General features: G+C 36.6%; 13 protein-coding genes and 1 pseudogene. 9 read left to right on the forward strand and 5 right to left on the reverse strand.

All coding sequences use genetic code 11. The features are described from left to right. Positions 1–57 precede the first annotated feature (57 nt). From V6R96_RS05915 to V6R96_RS05925, 3 genes are all read left to right on the forward strand, one after another. Positions 58–969, forward strand: coding sequence for a sterol desaturase family protein (locus tag V6R96_RS05915; RefSeq protein ID WP_336378302.1), 912 nt, complete (start codon positions 58–60; stop codon positions 967–969). A gap of 299 nt (positions 970–1,268) precedes the next feature. Next, a complete protein-coding gene (locus V6R96_RS05920) occupies positions 1,269–2,147 on the forward strand; it encodes a hypothetical protein (RefSeq protein WP_336378303.1) in 879 nt (292 codons plus the stop codon). A gap of 74 nt (positions 2,148–2,221) precedes the next feature. After that, positions 2,222–3,199: a polyprenyl synthetase family protein gene (locus tag V6R96_RS05925; protein WP_336378304.1), complete on the forward strand. Its 978-nt coding sequence runs from the start codon at positions 2,222–2,224 to the stop codon at positions 3,197–3,199. Between the two features lie 74 nt (positions 3,200–3,273). Here V6R96_RS05925 and V6R96_RS05930 read toward each other — a convergent pair whose 3' ends face one another. Together V6R96_RS05930 and V6R96_RS05935 are read right to left on the reverse strand one after the other, a co-directional pair. After that, on the reverse strand, positions 3,274–4,005 hold the full coding sequence (locus V6R96_RS05930; RefSeq protein WP_336378305.1) for a hypothetical protein: 732 nt from the start codon (positions 4,003–4,005) through the stop codon (positions 3,274–3,276). 330 nt (positions 4,006–4,335) lie between these two features. Next, the gene (locus V6R96_RS05935; RefSeq protein ID WP_111954535.1) at positions 4,336–4,632 is read right to left on the reverse strand and encodes a hypothetical protein; all 297 of its coding nucleotides are present in this window, start codon (positions 4,630–4,632) and stop codon (positions 4,336–4,338) included. Between the two features lie 137 nt (positions 4,633–4,769). On the opposite strand from V6R96_RS05935, the gene V6R96_RS05940 reads away from it, so the two are divergent. Then, the gene (locus tag V6R96_RS05940; RefSeq protein ID WP_336378306.1) at positions 4,770–7,202 is read left to right on the forward strand and encodes a transketolase C-terminal domain-containing protein; all 2,433 of its coding nucleotides are present in this window, start codon (positions 4,770–4,772) and stop codon (positions 7,200–7,202) included. 84 nt (positions 7,203–7,286) lie between these two features. Here the strand turns inward: V6R96_RS05940 and V6R96_RS05945 are convergent, their stop codons facing one another. Continuing rightward, positions 7,287–7,673 (reverse strand): helix-turn-helix domain-containing protein, encoded by a 387-nt coding sequence (locus V6R96_RS05945; protein WP_223559035.1) that lies wholly within the window; start codon positions 7,671–7,673, stop codon positions 7,287–7,289. 121 nt (positions 7,674–7,794) lie between these two features. Here V6R96_RS05945 and V6R96_RS05950 point away from each other — a divergent pair, with 121 nt between their 5' ends. Continuing rightward, a complete protein-coding gene (locus V6R96_RS05950) occupies positions 7,795–8,856 on the forward strand; it encodes an NADH:flavin oxidoreductase (RefSeq protein ID WP_336378307.1) in 1,062 nt (353 codons plus the stop codon). A gap of 202 nt (positions 8,857–9,058) precedes the next feature. Here the strand turns inward: V6R96_RS05950 and V6R96_RS05955 are convergent, their stop codons facing one another. Both V6R96_RS05955 and V6R96_RS05960 read right to left on the reverse strand, forming a co-directional pair. Beyond that, on the reverse strand, positions 9,059–9,220 hold the full coding sequence (locus V6R96_RS05955) for a bacteriocin-like protein (RefSeq protein ID WP_157963356.1): 162 nt from the start codon (positions 9,218–9,220) through the stop codon (positions 9,059–9,061). 174 nt (positions 9,221–9,394) lie between these two features. After that, positions 9,395–10,597 carry an aminopeptidase C gene (locus tag V6R96_RS05960; protein WP_111954545.1) on the reverse strand — a complete coding sequence of 401 codons (1,203 nt, stop codon included), beginning with the start codon at positions 10,595–10,597 and terminating at the stop codon, positions 9,395–9,397. A gap of 218 nt (positions 10,598–10,815) precedes the next feature. Here V6R96_RS05960 and V6R96_RS05965 point away from each other — a divergent pair, with 218 nt between their 5' ends. From V6R96_RS05965 to V6R96_RS05980, 4 genes and pseudogenes are all read left to right on the forward strand, one after another. Beyond that, positions 10,816–11,334, forward strand: coding sequence for an RNA polymerase sigma factor (locus V6R96_RS05965; protein WP_111954547.1), 519 nt, complete (start codon positions 10,816–10,818; stop codon positions 11,332–11,334). A gap of 11 nt (positions 11,335–11,345) precedes the next feature. After that, positions 11,346–13,817, forward strand: coding sequence for a von Willebrand factor type A domain-containing protein (locus V6R96_RS05970; RefSeq protein ID WP_336378308.1), 2,472 nt, complete (start codon positions 11,346–11,348; stop codon positions 13,815–13,817). Between the two features lie 227 nt (positions 13,818–14,044). Then, positions 14,045–14,338 (forward strand): annotated as a pseudogene (locus V6R96_RS05975) (thrombospondin type 3 repeat-containing protein); the annotation flags it as partial. Further along, a complete protein-coding gene (locus tag V6R96_RS05980) occupies positions 14,321–15,769 on the forward strand; it encodes a VWA domain-containing protein (protein WP_407934747.1) in 1,449 nt (482 codons plus the stop codon). The pseudogene V6R96_RS05975 and the gene V6R96_RS05980, both read left to right, overlap by 18 nt. The last annotated feature ends 36 nt before the right edge of the window (positions 15,770–15,805 follow it).

The raw sequence follows: 15,805 nt of genomic DNA on the forward strand, positions 1-15,805 counted from the left end.
GATTAAAATTTCCTTAAAAATTTCCTAAAATCCTACCTTTACATAAACTAATAAGGGATGTTGGATTTCTTTACAGGCGAAGATGGGCTTGAAAATGTCTATGCATGGTCAATTCCGCTTCATGCTACAGTAATTTTAGCAGAAATGATCTACAGCCATATTTCTGAAGCTAAATTGTATAATGGAAAGGATGTGGCAACGAGTGTCTATCTTGCATTGATGAACTTTGGCCTGGATCTGATCATGAAGGCTTTTGCCATGGGAATCATGTTTTTCTTTTATAATCACAGGCTTTTTACGTGGGATTTCACGGTTTGGTACTGGCTCATCTGTTTTACTGTCACAGATTTTGCCTATTATGTGCTGCATTATGTAGATCATCATTCCAGGGTGTTCTGGGCTGTTCACATTACCCACCACAATTCAGAGTATTTCAACCTTACCACAGGTTTTAGAAGTCCGGTACTGCAACCGCTGTACAGATATCTTTACTTTTCTCCGCTTGCTTTTTTAGGCTTTAATCCGTGGCATATTATGGTGGTTTATGCCATAGGGCAGGTGTACGGTACATGGGTGCATACGCAGGCTGTAAAAAAACTGGGAATACTGGAATACATTCTGGTAACCCCTTCCCATCATAGAGTACATCATGCCTGTAATATCAAATATTTGGATAGAAATATGGGCATGTGCCTCATCATCTGGGATAAAATATTCGGAACCTTCGAAAAGGAAGACCCGGATGTACCCGTAAAGTATGGAATCTATCCAAAAATGCCGGACAATAAACCTGATACCGTTCTCCTTTATGAATGGAGAAAGATCTGGAAAGACATCAGGCAGCCGGGATTGAAATTTTCCGATCGGATCAATTATATTTTTAATTCTCCAGGCTGGAGACATGACGGTACGGGAAAAACAGTAAGACAATATCAGAAAGATTATTTAAAGAAGCAGGAGCAAAAGTAAAAATAAAATCGACCTGACAATTTGCAATAGATATGCTGTCTTTATTTAGCGACAAAAGGCACAAACGTTTTTAACATTTAAATTTATTGAAGCAATAACGCACATCGGCAAAAAACACGCTTAAGTTTTATCTAAATCTTTGATGACCAAAAATCTGCTTGATCTGCGGGAGAAAATTTTTAACCATTAAGCATTTTTAAGTTGTTAAGAATATTAAGGAGAGTTTCACATTAAAGAGGTGCAATCTGAAAATATGTTCAGTCTTTTCCAGTTTCCTAACAAACCCCTATTTTTGCCTTATGAAAAAGCTCCTTCTTTTTACTGCCCTTATTATTTTTCAATTCTCATTTTCACAGCAGACGGAATTTTTAAAAATTAGAAAATACAGAATCGGTTATTTAGATGATAAAATCAAGGAAACATCAGGGCTGAATATTTTCAACGGGAAACTGTATACGTTCAATGACAGCGGTAATGCTCCGGAACTTTTTGAACTGGATGAAACTTCGGGCAATATCAAAAATACATTCACAATCAATGCTAAAAATAAAGACTGGGAGGCTTTGACTAATGATGGAAAGAATTTTTATATTGGAGACATAGGGAATAACGGAGGAACAAGAAGAGATCTGGAAATCTATAAATTACCTTTTGAAAACGGTGATATAAAGAATGATTCCATTACGAAAATATCATTCTATTATCCGGAACAGACAGAATTCATCCCAAAATACACAGCCAATGATTTTGATGCAGAGGCCATGATCTATCTGGATGGAAAGCTGCACCTGTTTACCAAAGAATGGAAATCAAAATCAACTTCTCATTACATCATTGATCCTCAATTATCTGAAAAGCAGAAAGCAGAAAAAACAGAATCTTACAAAACCAACTTTGTGGTAACTGATGCTGCTTATTTTAACAGAAAGCTTTATCTGGTAGGCTATACCAAAAAAACGGAAGTCTTTCTCAATGTTTTTACAGAAACGGAATCCGGCATGTTTTTTAAAGAAAAACCGAAACATTATTATCTGGGCAGTGCTTTGGCAATAGGACAGATTGAAGGCATTGCTGTTAATGAATCGGGAATTTATATTTCAGGAGAAAAATTCAGGTCTGGATTGGGAAGTGCACAGCCGTCCCTCTATTTTATTCCAAATGAAGAACTCAAAGATTAATTTTGTCCTGAAATTGCGTGAAAACAATTATCTTTGTGAGAATTAATTAGTATTTACCTTTCATTCAACAGATTTTGGCAAACATCGTAGAAGAAATCAAACGACCGATCAATGAGGAAATGAAACTTTTCGAACAGAAGTTTTATGAATCGATGCAGAGCAAAGTGCCTTTATTGGATAAAGTAACCCGTTTTATTGTTACTACTAAAGGAAAACAGATGCGTCCTATGTTCGTATTCCTTTGCGCAAAACTGATAGGTGATGTCAATGAAAAAACCTACCGCGGAGCCTCCATGATAGAGTTGATCCATACCGCAACTCTGGTACACGATGATGTGGTGGATGAAAGTTTCAAAAGACGTAATTTCTTCTCCATCAATGCTTTATGGAAAAATAAAATTGCTGTTTTGGTAGGAGATTATCTTTTATCAAAATCCGTATTGCTTTCTACAGACCATAAAGATTACGATCTTTTAGGAGTGATTTCCAGAACGATCCGCGAAATGTCAGAAGGTGAGCTTCTCCAGCTGGAAAAGGCCCGAAAACTGGACATTACAGAAGATGTTTACTATGAAATTATCCGTCAGAAAACAGCTACTCTTATTGCTGCCTGCTGTGAAATTGGGGTTTTATCTAATGATGCGGATGAAACTCTTGCTAAAAAGATGATGAACTTCGGTACGTATACCGGGATGGCTTTCCAGATCAAGGATGACCTTTTCGATTATCTGAGTTCCAACGTCATCGGAAAGCCTGTAGGAATTGATATCAAGGAGCAAAAAATGACCCTTCCTTTGATTCATACTTTAAAAATGGCCAGTGAAAAAGAGCGTAAATATTACTTCAATACCATCAAGCGTTACAATAACGATCCGAAACGCGTTAAGGAGCTTATAGACTTTGTCAAAAATTCCGGAGGCATGGATTACGCCATAAAAGTAATGAAAGATTTCCAGCAGAAAGCTAAAGATATTCTCAATGAATTTCCTGATTCGGAAGCAAAAAAATCATTGCACAGTATGTTGGACTACGTGATTGAGCGAAAATTTTAGAACAACAATTACCATAAATAAAAAATCTGAATGCTTGGGGCACTCAGATTTTTATTTGATATAAACGGTAAATTTTATATTTTCTGAACCGTTACGTTGGTCACATTCCCACTACCCGTACTTCCTGTTTCTGTTGATAAAATAGTACAGTTGGCATTAGCTGCGGAGGTAAAACGGATTTGATAGCCCACTATTGGAATTACTACCAGAGTAGTATAATTCATCAGCTCACCAATTGTACCAGTTGTACTGGATGCATTATAATGGCTGCCCCTTGCTATATAATTGGCATCGGGAACGGGGCGGATACCTAAAACCAGCTGTGTACCCGCTGCAGCTAAATTAGCAAAACTGGCCTGCAAGGTGACAATATAATTTCCCGCCTGATTAAAAGTTAAGACCCCTGTAACATTATTATAGGTATAATAAGGAGAAGTTGCAAGCGGTGTGGCAAATACAAGAGTTGTTATATTACCACTAATGTGGTTTTGATCATTAGCCAAACGTGCATGGAATAAAGAATAATCATTAAAATTAACGGTTTTTAATACGCCGTTTCCATCAGCTACTACCACTCTGTCAGTTCCCCCAACACCTATATTGGTATTAATATCGCGAATGCGGAGATTACCAGAGGCTATGTCTAACCTTTGACTAGGGGTAGTGGTTCCTATTCCTACATTAGCGGACGAAGTAACAGAAAAGTCATTAGCTTGTTGAGCCGCGGTAGGAACTCCTGTTACCGCATTATCCTTAGCACCATCTACGTGTAGAGTTGTTTGTGGATTGCTGGTATTTATCCCCACTTGAGAATATATTAGGCATGATGTTGCTAAAACACCAAAAGCCAAAAATAATTTTCTTTTCATTTCATTTTTGTTTTTAATTTTATATAAAATTATATAATATTTTATTATGATGATTATTTTTTACATCATTATAGAAAGAATGATTGGATTTTTGGTGTATTTGATAGGTTTTTAATCAAAATATTGAGAAATATTTAAAATATATCTCTTGGATTTGACTTAATATATATAGTGAAGCCTTCTACTCATTCTATCTATAAGAACTGAGCAGTGAGTTATATATCAGAAAGAAATGAAATTTGAAAACAGAATGATTAGATGATAGATTCAGTCAATTATTTTTACAGTCACAATAATAACTGCTAAAACAATACAAAATAAAGCGATTAAAAATAGATAATCCGCAATGGTCTCATATTTATTTTCTTGCTTTTGGCTTTTGGTACGGATCGCCATAAATGAAAAAAAGCAGCTGCAGGAAAATAGCAGACATGCTATACCTGCAAACTCATCAAGATGTGTATTCCCACTGATTTTAGTGATTTTCAGCGAGGTAATGATAATCAGGGAAAAACCTAAAAGATTGCTGGATGCATTCAGGATGTGAGTTGACTTTTTTTCCATCGTTTACAATTTTTTTACAATATAAAACACAATTCTTTTATTATCAAATTTTTAAAAAAGATTATTGAAAATTAAAATTAATTTAAAAATTGTATATTAGCGGCATACTTGAAGAATAAAAACTTTTATATCTAGCTATGCAGACAACCTATATTGAAACACAGCAAATTTCTTTCCAGGACTTTAAAAACCAGATACTTGAAGACTACAGGTTAGGAAAGATATCACGTGAGATGTCTTATCTTGGAAGAAGAGAAGTGCTAACAGGAAAAGCTAAATTCGGAATTTTTGGGGATGGTAAGGAGCTTCCTCAGCTGGCAATGGCGAAAGTTTTCAGAAATGGCGACTTCCGTTCAGGATATTACAGGGATCAGACTTTTGCATTGGCAGTACATGCTTTAACGGTTGAAAGTTTTTTCGCTCAGTTGTATGCAGATACAAGCGTTGAAAGAGAGCCGGCATCAGCTGGAAGACAGATGAACGGGCACTTTGCCACAAGAAGTTTAAATGAAGACGGAAGCTGGAAAGACCTTACGGCACAAAAAAATATCTCTTCCGATATTTCTCCTACAGCGGGACAGATGCCAAGGCTTTTAGGATTGGCCCAAGCTTCTAAAGTGTATAAAAGTGTAAAATTCGACGGTTCCGAGAAGTTTTCAAAAGGAGGAAATGAAATTGCTTTCGGTACTATTGGAGATGCTTCTACAGCAGAAGGACATTTCTGGGAAACATTGAATGCAGCCTGTGCGCTTCAGGTTCCAATGATTGTTTCTATCTGGGACGACGGGTACGGAATTTCAGTTCCAACCAGAAACCAGAGAGCAAAAGCAGATATTGCTGAAATGCTAAGCGGTTTTCAGAGAAAAGAAGGTGAAAACCAGGGTTGCGAGATCATTCAGGTAAAAGCATGGGATTATCCTTCACTATTGGATGCTTATGCCAGAGCTGAACATTTTGCCAGAACAGAAAGTATTCCGGTTGTGGTTCATGTTATTGAGGTTACACAGCCTCAGGGGCACTCAACCTCAGGATCTCATGAAAGATATAAAAATGAAGAACGTCTTTCCTGGGAGGCAGATTTTGACGGTATGGTGAAATTCAAAGAATGGATACTGAATTATTCGATCGAAATCGAAGGAAAAGAAGAAATTATTGCTTCAGCAGAAGAATTGGATGCGATAGATGAGGAAGCTAAGAAAATAGTAAAAGCAGGTCAGAAAAATGCCTGGGATAATTACCAGAAAACCATTACAGATTTAGTTCAGTCTGTTCTTCCATTAGTTGAAAACCTTAAAGGTCAGAATGCTGAAATCGAAGGATATATTGCTCAGTTCAATAAATTGGTTTCCAAAGCTAAAAAAGATATTTTCCACCTGACAAGAAAAGCTTTACTGGCTACAAGAGGAACTAATTCTACGGAAAGAACCCAATTGATGCAGAAGTACAATGAGGTTTTTGAAATAGAAAAAGATAACTATTCTTCCCACTTATATTCACAGTCTCAGTGGAAAGCTGAAAATGTGAAGGAGGTAAAGCCTGTTTTCTCAGAAAATTCTGAAGAAGTAGACGGAAGAGTCGTGGTAAGAAATAATTTTGATAAAATTTTCGAAAAATATCCTGAAACTTTAGTGTTTGGTGAAGATGCCGGAAATATCGGCGACGTGAACCAGGGATTAGAAGGAATGCAGGAAAAATACGGCGAAGTACGTGTAGCGGATACCGGAATCCGTGAAGCTACCATTCTTGGTCAGGGTATCGGTATGGCGATGAGAGGTCTGAGACCTATTGCTGAAATCCAGTATTTAGATTATATTTTATACTGTTTACAGGGAATGAGTGATGACCTGGCGACGGTTCAGTACAGAACAAAAGGCGGTCAGAAAGCTCCGGTGATTATCAGAACAAGAGGTCACAGACTGGAAGGGGTTTGGCATTCAGGTTCTCCGATGGCGGGAATTCTGAACCTTTCTAAAGGAATCCTGGTATTGGTACCGAGAAACTTAACGAAAGCGGCTGGTTTCTACAATACCATGCTTCAAAGTGATGATCCTGCGGTGATCGTTGAATGTCTGAACGGATACCGATTAAAAGAAAAGCAGCCTGATAACTTAGGTGAATTCACTGTTCCTGTAGGAAAAATTGAAGTGACCAAAGAAGGAAAAGATGTTACATTGGTGACTTACGGTTCTACATGGAGAATTGTAATGGATGCAGCAGAACAATTGGAGAAACTGGGAATCTCTGCGGAAGTTATTGACGTTCAGTCATTAATTCCATTCGATTTAACGAATGAAATTGCAGAAAGCGTGAAGAGAACCAACAGATTGGTCGTGATTGACGAAGATGTGGAAGGTGGTACTTCAGCATTTATTCTTCAACAGATTCTTGAAAAGCAGAAAGCATTCAGATACCTGGATTCAGATCCGTTGACAATTGCAGCCAACGATCACAGACCTGCTTATGCAAGTGACGGAGATTATTTCAGCAAGCCATCTTCAGATGATATGGTAGAAAGGATCTACGCGATGTTCAATGAAACAAATCCTCAGAAATATCCTGCGATATTTTAATTGGGATTTTAGATAAAATTAAGCCGCTTTCAGAACTTCTGGAAGCGGTTTTTTATTTAACACATTGGATTTTAGACTAAATTATCAAACTTTGGCCTCCTTTCTGTTTTCCTTATCCAATAAACTACAGTTTTTTTCAGAATTAAAATTTTCAGTAGTAAATTTCGCCTCCCATTCTTCCAGTAAATACAAAATTGGCAGCAAGGCCAATCCCTTTTCTGTTAAAGAATATTCAACCCTCGGAGGCAGCTCTTTAAACTCCTCACGAATAACCAATCCGTCACTTTCCATCTCTCTTAACTGGTCCGTAAGAACTTTTCTGGAAATCACATTAATTCGTACAGCTAGTTCCCCGAAACGTAGCTTACGGTCTTTAATCACCAAAACAATGATCGGTTTCCACTTGCTTCCTAGCGCAGACATTGCTTTGCCTAGAGGACAGCTATATTTCATCAGTTCATTCTTTACCATGCGTTACTTTTATGTTACTAATGTAAGTTACTGCGAAGTTACCACTATTTTTTGATAAAAGATACAAAAACGAACTATTATTAGTTACTTTGTGTAACAATTATAAAATATCAATTTAAAAATGAGCACAGAATCATTATTTAAACCGTTTGTTTACAAAAACCTGGAACTTAAAAACAGAATCGTAATGGCTCCTATGACCAGAGCCCAGTCTGATAATGGAGTTCCTACCCAAAATATCGCTGAGTATTACGCAAGAAGAGCTGCTTCAGAAGTTGGATTAATTCTTTCTGAAGGAACCGTGATCAAAAGACCATCCTCAAAAAATATGCAGAACATCCCGGATTTTTACGGGAATGAAGCATTGGCAGGCTGGAAAAACGTGATCAATGCTGTTCATCAGAATGGCGGAAAAATGGGACCCCAGATCTGGCATGTAGGAGATACAAGAATGTCTGAAGATTATCCGCTTGCACCTATGGAGAAAGCTTCAACAATGACTTTGGAAGATATTCAGGATACCATTGCACAGTTTGCTGCTTCTGCAAAATCTGCAAAAGATTTAGGTTTTGATGTCGTTGAGGTTCATGGTGCACACGGCTATCTTATTGATCAGTTCTTTTGGGAAGTAACCAATACAAGAACCGATGAATATGGAGGTAAAACAATCAAAGAAAGAAACCGTTTTGCAGTAGATGTGATTAAAGCCATCAGAGCTGCAGTAGGAGAGGATTTTACTATTATTCTCCGTCTTTCACAATGGAAACAACAGGATTACAGCAGCAGATTGAGCAATAACCCAACAGAAATGGAAGAATGGTTATTGCCATTAAAAGAAGCCGGAGTAGATATTTTCCATTGCTCACAACGTCGTTTCTGGGAACCGGAATTTGAAGGTTCAGATTTAAATTTTGCAGGTTGGGCTAAAAAAATTACAGGACAGCCGACGATCACCGTAGGTTCTGTAGGACTGAAAGGAGATTTCATGAGTGCTTTCGCAGGGCAGGGAACTGAAAAAACTGACCTGACCGACCTGATCAGAAGACTGGATAATGAAGAATTTGATCTAGTTGCGGTAGGACGTGCACTTTTACAGGACCCTCAATGGGTTCAGAAAATAAAAACCGGAAATACAGAAGAGCTTCTTGACTTTTCAGCAGAAAGCATGGCGAAATTGTATTAAGATGGCAATAGTGAATGGTCAATTTTGCTTCGCAAGTGAATAGAATTAACAGTTCACTTAATTTCAGCGAAAATAAAAATTGACAGCGAAGCGAATTCACCATTCACAAATTATATTTTTCTTTATTTTTATATTAAATTTTTCACCTATTTATTTAAAGAAACCCGCTTTCAGAATTTCTGAAAGCGGGTTTTGATTGTTCTTAATCCGGGCATTCCATAGTATCTGAAATACATTTCCAGTAAGATGGAAAACCATTTTTAGGAGGAATATAGCATGCTGTTGTTCCTGTAGGACAATCAGGTGCATTTCCACCGTTAATTTTCTTTAAATCAGATTTTGTTAATTTTTTTAAATTTTTCATATGGTAATAATTTGTTGGATAATAAAAGTATACTATTTTCACTAAATAGCGAAATAGTATGTAAATAAATATTACCATCCATAAAAAATAACCGCGCTCCAATATTTTGGAGCGCGGTTTTAACAGATTTAAATATCTAAAATTACCGTAGTGACCGGTAACAGTGATTGTTGATTATAAACCGATGTTCTTTGTAGGCTTTAGCTGCTTAAGAATACTTTTTGGAACGGCATTCTTGTGTACTAAGATAGCCGTTGATTTGTATTCTACATACGGTCTTGTTACATACAGATAACCCTCAAAATCATTGGTTACACCCCAGGAATTTTTAACCATATAATATTCCTTACCAGTCTGATCTTTTGCCAATCCTACGATATGCATACCGTGGTCATCCGTTGTAGAAAGGTTATTAAGAGATTTCTGACGCATATCCTCTGTAATGGTTTTATCTTTTTTAGGCTCAGTGAACAAAGTCTGCTTGTTTTCAGCAGTAATCTGGCTCAGATCCATGTCCGGAACGTAAGCCACTCCGTTTTTGTAGGAAAAATAAGGTTCGGAAACATCCGTTGCCCATCCCACAGAATATCCTTTGTTCACAGCGTTATCAATAATAGCTGTAAGATCTTTCATCGGAACATTCCAGTCAGAATCATGGCTCCAGTTATCAGGAATCGGAACTACAAATTTTTGGTAATATGGATAATCCTTATAAGAAGAAATCTCGATATAATCTTCAGGGTTAATCCCTACAACTTCTTTAGCGAATGTTTTAGGAGTGTAATTTTTTCCTTCATACGTAAAGTTAGCCGGAACTTTTCCAAGGTATTCATCCAGAATGGCATCTACGGAATCCATCCAGTTATCTGTAAGCTGTGCTTTTGATCCTGCCTGAACAAGACTGTCTAAAACAGGTTTCAGCTTACCCTGCATTTCCTTAAAATTATTAAGGGTTTGCCCCGATTTTAGACCTGTATAAACATCCTGAGGAACAGCACCATATTTTTTGTACATGTTTACCACATCGTGCAGCTCACCGCCGTCTCCCCAGCTGATCGCTCCATTATTCAGTACATATAGTTTAGCTTTATCGTGGTAAGAATTTCTTGCTGTGAAAATTTCAGCAAGGTCTACAGGCTTTTTACCCATTCTCTGCATTTCGGATTCAAGAAAAGAATTTCCTGAGTAGCTCCAGCAGGTTCCTGATGAACCCTGATTCTTTACTGAAGTAGCTCCTACGTCTTTTAACGCTGTGAACTGAAAATTAGCATTTTGAGATTGATTGTTTTTTAATTTGTTGATCAAGTCATCTTGGGCAAACATCATACTTCCTGCAGACAAAACAAAAAGTAATGAGGCAATTTTGGTATTTTTCATTACTATAAAAAGATTATTTATATGAATAGTCGTTCATATTAAAGATTTGTTACAAAGGGAAAAGTTAAATTTGGAAGTGAAAATTTGAATAAAAAGTTCAAAGTAAATAATTAATTTGTCAATCAATTTATTAAGTATTTTGCTTTTATCAAAAAAAGATCTAATTGTTTCCAACCCATTCAACAGTTTATGCATCTATTACAGTATAAAGCCTGACTATGGAAAAAGAATTACTAATAGAATGCCAGCGTAACAGCCGGAGTGCCCAGCGGAAGATCTACGAGAAAATGGCGGGCAGGCTGTATTCAGTCTGCAGACGCTATCTGAAAAACGATGAAGATATTGAAGAAGTATTGGCCGATACTTTTTACAAAATATTCACCAAGATCACCCAGCTTCAGAATCTGGACACCTTTGAAGGATGGGCTAAAAAAATTGCAGTCAATGAATGCCTTCAGAAATTGAGAGCTACCAAAGCTCAATTCGTCTCTATGGATGACGGTTTTGCAGAAACATCCGGAACCTTATCAGAAAGCATTTCATTTGAGAAAGATATTCTGAGCCTGCTGAATTTTCTTCCTGAAGGCTGCAGAGCGATTTTCAATCTGTTTGCCATTGAGGGGTATCCCCATAAAGAAATTGCTTCCATGCTCTCGATAAGCGAAGGGACTTCTAAATCCCAGCTCAATTTTGCAAGGAAAAAACTACAGGAACTTTTAGTCAATCAGAACATTTAAACTTTAGGAAAATGGAAAATAATCACGACATAGATAAAAGATTCAATGATGCTTCTAAGCTTTCAGAAGAACCGGCTGTTTTTCAGGGTTTTGATAAAGTTTGGGCGAAGGTTGAAGAAAAATTGGATACAATAGAAGAAAAAAAGAGAATATTACCGGTTTGGTTTCCTTATGGAGTTGCAGCCAGCTTAATTCTTGGTTTGGGAGCACTTTATTTTATCGGCAAAAATGGAACTGTTGAAAATTCAGCTCCTTTAATGGTAGAAAACAGTACTGAAATACATCCTGAAAAAAAGAACATTTATACAGTAGACAGCACAGTTAAATCAAATATTGAAAAGGAAATTGAAATCTCAAAATCATCACAGAAAGCCCTTTCTGTCGCAAAAGATGAAGCTATTAAAGTCCCGAACAACAAGAGTGAAACCTTAGCTGTTCATAAGAATGAGGAGAGGTATGCTTTAGGAAAAAATGCTTACTCAACAGATGAATATTATATTAAAAAGAAAGAAGCTAATAATGGTACTATTGCACCGGGAAAAGGAGGAAAGTGGAAAGATACTTTACAGACGCAGAATATTGAAGAAGTTGTTGTAACAGGATTTGCGCCTAAAAAAGTACAGGCTTATACCTCAAGTGCTGTTAGCGTACAGTCAAATTATATTGCATCAAATACTGTTTCCCAAGCACTTCAGGGAAGTGTAATGGGAGTCCAGATTCAGGCTTATGGGACTAAGCGGAGAAAAAATGATCAGATTGCTAATAAAATGAATGTAATCAATAATGCTTTTTCAGGTAATAATCAAATAAGCATTAGAGGTGCAGCAAGTTTAAAAGGGACAAACGAACCATTATTTGTGGTTAACGGGGAAATAGTACAGCGTGATTATTTCAATGCATTGAATCCCAAAAAGATTGAAAGTGTGGAAGTGGTAAAAGGAGCTGGTGCATCAGCTTTGTACGGGAGCAAGGGAGTGAACGGAGTTATTGTAATAAAGACCAAAAGGCTTTCCAGAAAGGAGAAAAGAAGGATGAAGGAAATACAGAAAACAATCAGCCAATACAAACAGAATGTTTTCGATAATGAAGGCTATGATGCATTTGAAGAAAACCCATTTGAGCCCACCAAAAACCAGCCGCTGTCAACTTTTTCTATTGACGTGGATAATGCAGTCTATTCCAATATCAGAAGAATGATCAATAATGGACAAACCGTAGATAAAAACGCGGTAAGGGTTGAAGAAATGATCAATTATTTTAAATACAGCTATCCTCAGCCGAAAAATAACGATCCGTTTTCCATTAATGCAGAATATGGCAATGCACCCTGGAATCCAACCCATAAACTTTTAAAAATAGGTCTTCAGGGAAAGAATATTGCCATGGATAAAGTTCCCGCATCTAATCTCGTATTCCTGATAGATGTTTCTGGATCAATGAATGAGCCGAATAAGTTACCACTCCTGAAATCCTCTTTCAAAGTACTTCTGGATCAGCTCAGGCCTGAAGATAGGGTTGGGATTGTAGTGTATGCTGGAAGTGCAGGTATGGTTCTGCCACCGACTTCTGCCAGAGAGAAAGAAAAAATAGTTCTTGCACTGGACAATCTTCAGGCAGGAGGAAGCACGGCAGGCGGTGCAGGAATTGAGCTTGCCTATAAGCTAGCGCAAGAAAATTTCATTAAAAACGGCAACAACCGGGTAATTATAGCTACAGATGGAGATTTTAACGTTGGTGCTTCTTCCACTTCAGATATTAAAACTTTGATTGAAGAAAAAAGAAAATCCGGAGTTTTTCTGACTTGCCTGGGCTTTGGAATGGGTAATTATAAAGATAATACGCTTGAAACCCTAGCTGATAAAGGAAACGGGAATTATGCTTACATAGACAATCTTCAAGAAGCCAATAAATTCCTGGGAAAAGAATTTGCAGGAAGCATATATACAATTGCAAAAGATGTAAAGATCCAGATTGAGTTTAACCCTAAATATGTGAGTTCTTACCGCCTCATTGGCTATGAAAACAGAAAATTGAGAAATGAAGATTTTACCAATGATAAAATTGATGCCGGGGAATTGGGAAGCGGACATACGGTAACAGCTTTATATGAAATGATTCCTGCCGGTGTGAAATCTGAGTTTCTGCCTGAAGAGAATAAACTAAGATATAACAAGACTTCTTCTTCTGAGGATTTTAGTGATGAACTGGCAACTATTAGATTCCGTTACAAGAAACCAGACGGAAATACCAGTACAGAAATAGTGAAGACTGTGAAAAATACGGATCATTCTGCAAGCCCAGATTTTAAATTTGCAACATCTGTCGCATGGTTTGGATTGGTTTTGAGAGATTCAAAATTAATAAGCAAAAAAGACCTTAATGATATCGAAACACTTGCCAGAGAAGGAAAAAATAAAGATGAAGAAGGGTACAGATCCGAATTTATAAGACTTATTGAGAGTTATAAAGTGATTCCAAAATAATTTAAAAATAATATGCTGAATAACTTCTAGAGGTCGAGAATTGGATTTTAACAAAATTTTAAGGTATTTAACAGAAATTAAATATATTTTGATAATTTCACAGCTACTAAAAAAATAGGATGAAAAAAATTAGTATTGCAATAGTAATTCTGGTATTGTTAGGAAACTGTACCACAAATAAAGTATCTACAGCTGAAAATAATTCTAAACCTTTAAGCATAAGGAAAGATAAAGATCAGGACGGTGTTTCCAATAAATTAGACCAATGTCCTGAAATTGCAGGCCCTGTGGAAAATAATGGATGCCCGTGGCCTGAAACTGATGGTGACGGGGTTTTAGATAAAGACGACGCCTGTCCTACCGCAGCCGGGCCAGCAGAAAATAATGGCTGTCCCTGGCCGGATACCGATGGTGATGGTATATTGGATAAAGATGATGCGTGTCCTACAGTTCCGGGAATGCCCGAATATAATGGCTGCCCGAAGCCTAAAATGCAAACTGCTATGGAAGTCTCATCTTCTCCTAGAAGTTCTTCTGCTGCAGGAGCAAAATTGGCATCTGGCATAAAGAGTAGTAAATCCAAGATAAAAGGTAAAAAAGTAAAGGATACTGAGGAATTTCCGGAAGCAGGAAAACTTACAGCCGGAGAAGTAAATGATTTCTCAAAATGGAATTATTGGCAGGATATGACAGTTCCTGTGTTATCAGAATATAAAAATCAATGGAAAATTTTTCCTGATAAAAGAGTTTCTGTTCAGTTAGTCAACAGAAATAAAAAACCTGTTATTGGTAAAAAAATAAAATTATTGAATGATAAGAAAGAAATTATCTGGGAAGCTGTTTCTGATAACAAAGGAAATGCAGAATTATGGGTTTTTCCAAGAATAGACAATAAGTCTTTATCAAAAAGTTATTTTATAAGTGACGACAAGGGAAAAACCTTAACAGCTAATGCAAATTTGTTTAAGAAAGGACAAAATGTAATTACAATCGATGCACCGTGTCTCCCAAAAAGAGATTTGGATTTGGTCTTTGTTGTAGATGCAACAGGATCGATGGGGGATGAAATTTCTTATTTACAGGCAGAATTACTTGATGTATTAAGAAAAATAGAAAAAAAACTTCAAAATACAACTGATGTTCGTTATGGTTCTGTATTTTACAGAGATCAAGGCGATGAATATGTAACGCGTGAATTTGATTTTTCAGATAAAGCAGAAAATTTGGTGGATTTTATTAAAAACCAAAATGCTAATGGAGGTGGAGATACACCTGAAGCTGTTGTTGAAGCATTAGACTCTTCCATTGATAAACTTAGCTGGAGCAAAGGAAATTCTACTAAAATTATGTTTTTAATTCTCGATGCATCTCCACATTATTCCGAAGAAAATATTAATAAAATATATGATAAAATAAAATTGGCAACAAAAAAAGGTATTACAATCATTCCTTTGGCAGCGAGCGATACAGATAAAGAAACAGAATATATTATGAGAACGTTTGCTTTGCTCACAAACGGAACTTATACATTCCTCACCAACCACAGCGGAATCGGGAATAATCATATTGAACCAACAACTGATTCTTATGAGGTAGAAAAAATGAATGATCTTTTAATAAGACTTATTTTACAGAGATCGACAATACCGTCTTGTCAGTTGCCTTCAAATAATGAATATATTAACAAAAAGATTGAGGTTGAACTGGAAAATGAAGAAAATCCTAAGGTTAAGATTTATCCGAACCCTACAAAAGGTTTAATTAATATTCAATCTAATAAAGCAATTGATGAGTTATATTTATACGATTTCAGTGGTAAAATTTTATTAAGACGAGAAAAGCTGCCAAAAGGCACAAATAATATTGATATTACTTCCTATCCTCAAAGTGTGTATTTAATAAGATGTAAATATGGAAAACAATGGGATACTTTTAAGATTATTAAAAATTAAATTCAATCATAACAGGCATTCAATAGAATGTCTGTT

The sequence above is a fragment of the Chryseobacterium sp. CCNWLW53 genome (genome assembly GCF_037083525.1).
Lineage (GTDB): Bacteria > Bacteroidota > Bacteroidia > Flavobacteriales > Weeksellaceae > Chryseobacterium > Chryseobacterium lathyri.

Coding starts and splice junctions, on each gene's coding strand:
- V6R96_RS05915 (WP_336378302.1), top strand. CDS start 58: ATGTTGGATTTCTTTACAGGCGAAGATGGGCTTGAAAATGTCTATGCA.
- V6R96_RS05920 (WP_336378303.1), top strand. CDS start 1,269: ATGAAAAAGCTCCTTCTTTTTACTGCCCTTATTATTTTTCAATTCTCA.
- V6R96_RS05935 (WP_111954535.1), bottom strand. CDS start 4,632: ATGGAAAAAAAGTCAACTCACATCCTGAATGCATCCAGCAATCTTTTA.
- V6R96_RS05940 (WP_336378306.1), top strand. CDS start 4,770: ATGCAGACAACCTATATTGAAACACAGCAAATTTCTTTCCAGGACTTT.
- V6R96_RS05945 (WP_223559035.1), bottom strand. CDS start 7,673: ATGGTAAAGAATGAACTGATGAAATATAGCTGTCCTCTAGGCAAAGCA.
- V6R96_RS05950 (WP_336378307.1), top strand. CDS start 7,795: ATGAGCACAGAATCATTATTTAAACCGTTTGTTTACAAAAACCTGGAA.
- V6R96_RS05955 (WP_157963356.1), bottom strand. CDS start 9,220: ATGAAAAATTTAAAAAAATTAACAAAATCTGATTTAAAGAAAATTAAC.
- V6R96_RS05960 (WP_111954545.1), bottom strand. CDS start 10,597: ATGAAAAATACCAAAATTGCCTCATTACTTTTTGTTTTGTCTGCAGGA.
- V6R96_RS05965 (WP_111954547.1), top strand. CDS start 10,816: ATGGAAAAAGAATTACTAATAGAATGCCAGCGTAACAGCCGGAGTGCC.
- V6R96_RS05970 (WP_336378308.1), top strand. CDS start 11,346: ATGGAAAATAATCACGACATAGATAAAAGATTCAATGATGCTTCTAAG.
- V6R96_RS05980 (WP_407934747.1), top strand. CDS start 14,321: ATGGAAGTCTCATCTTCTCCTAGAAGTTCTTCTGCTGCAGGAGCAAAA.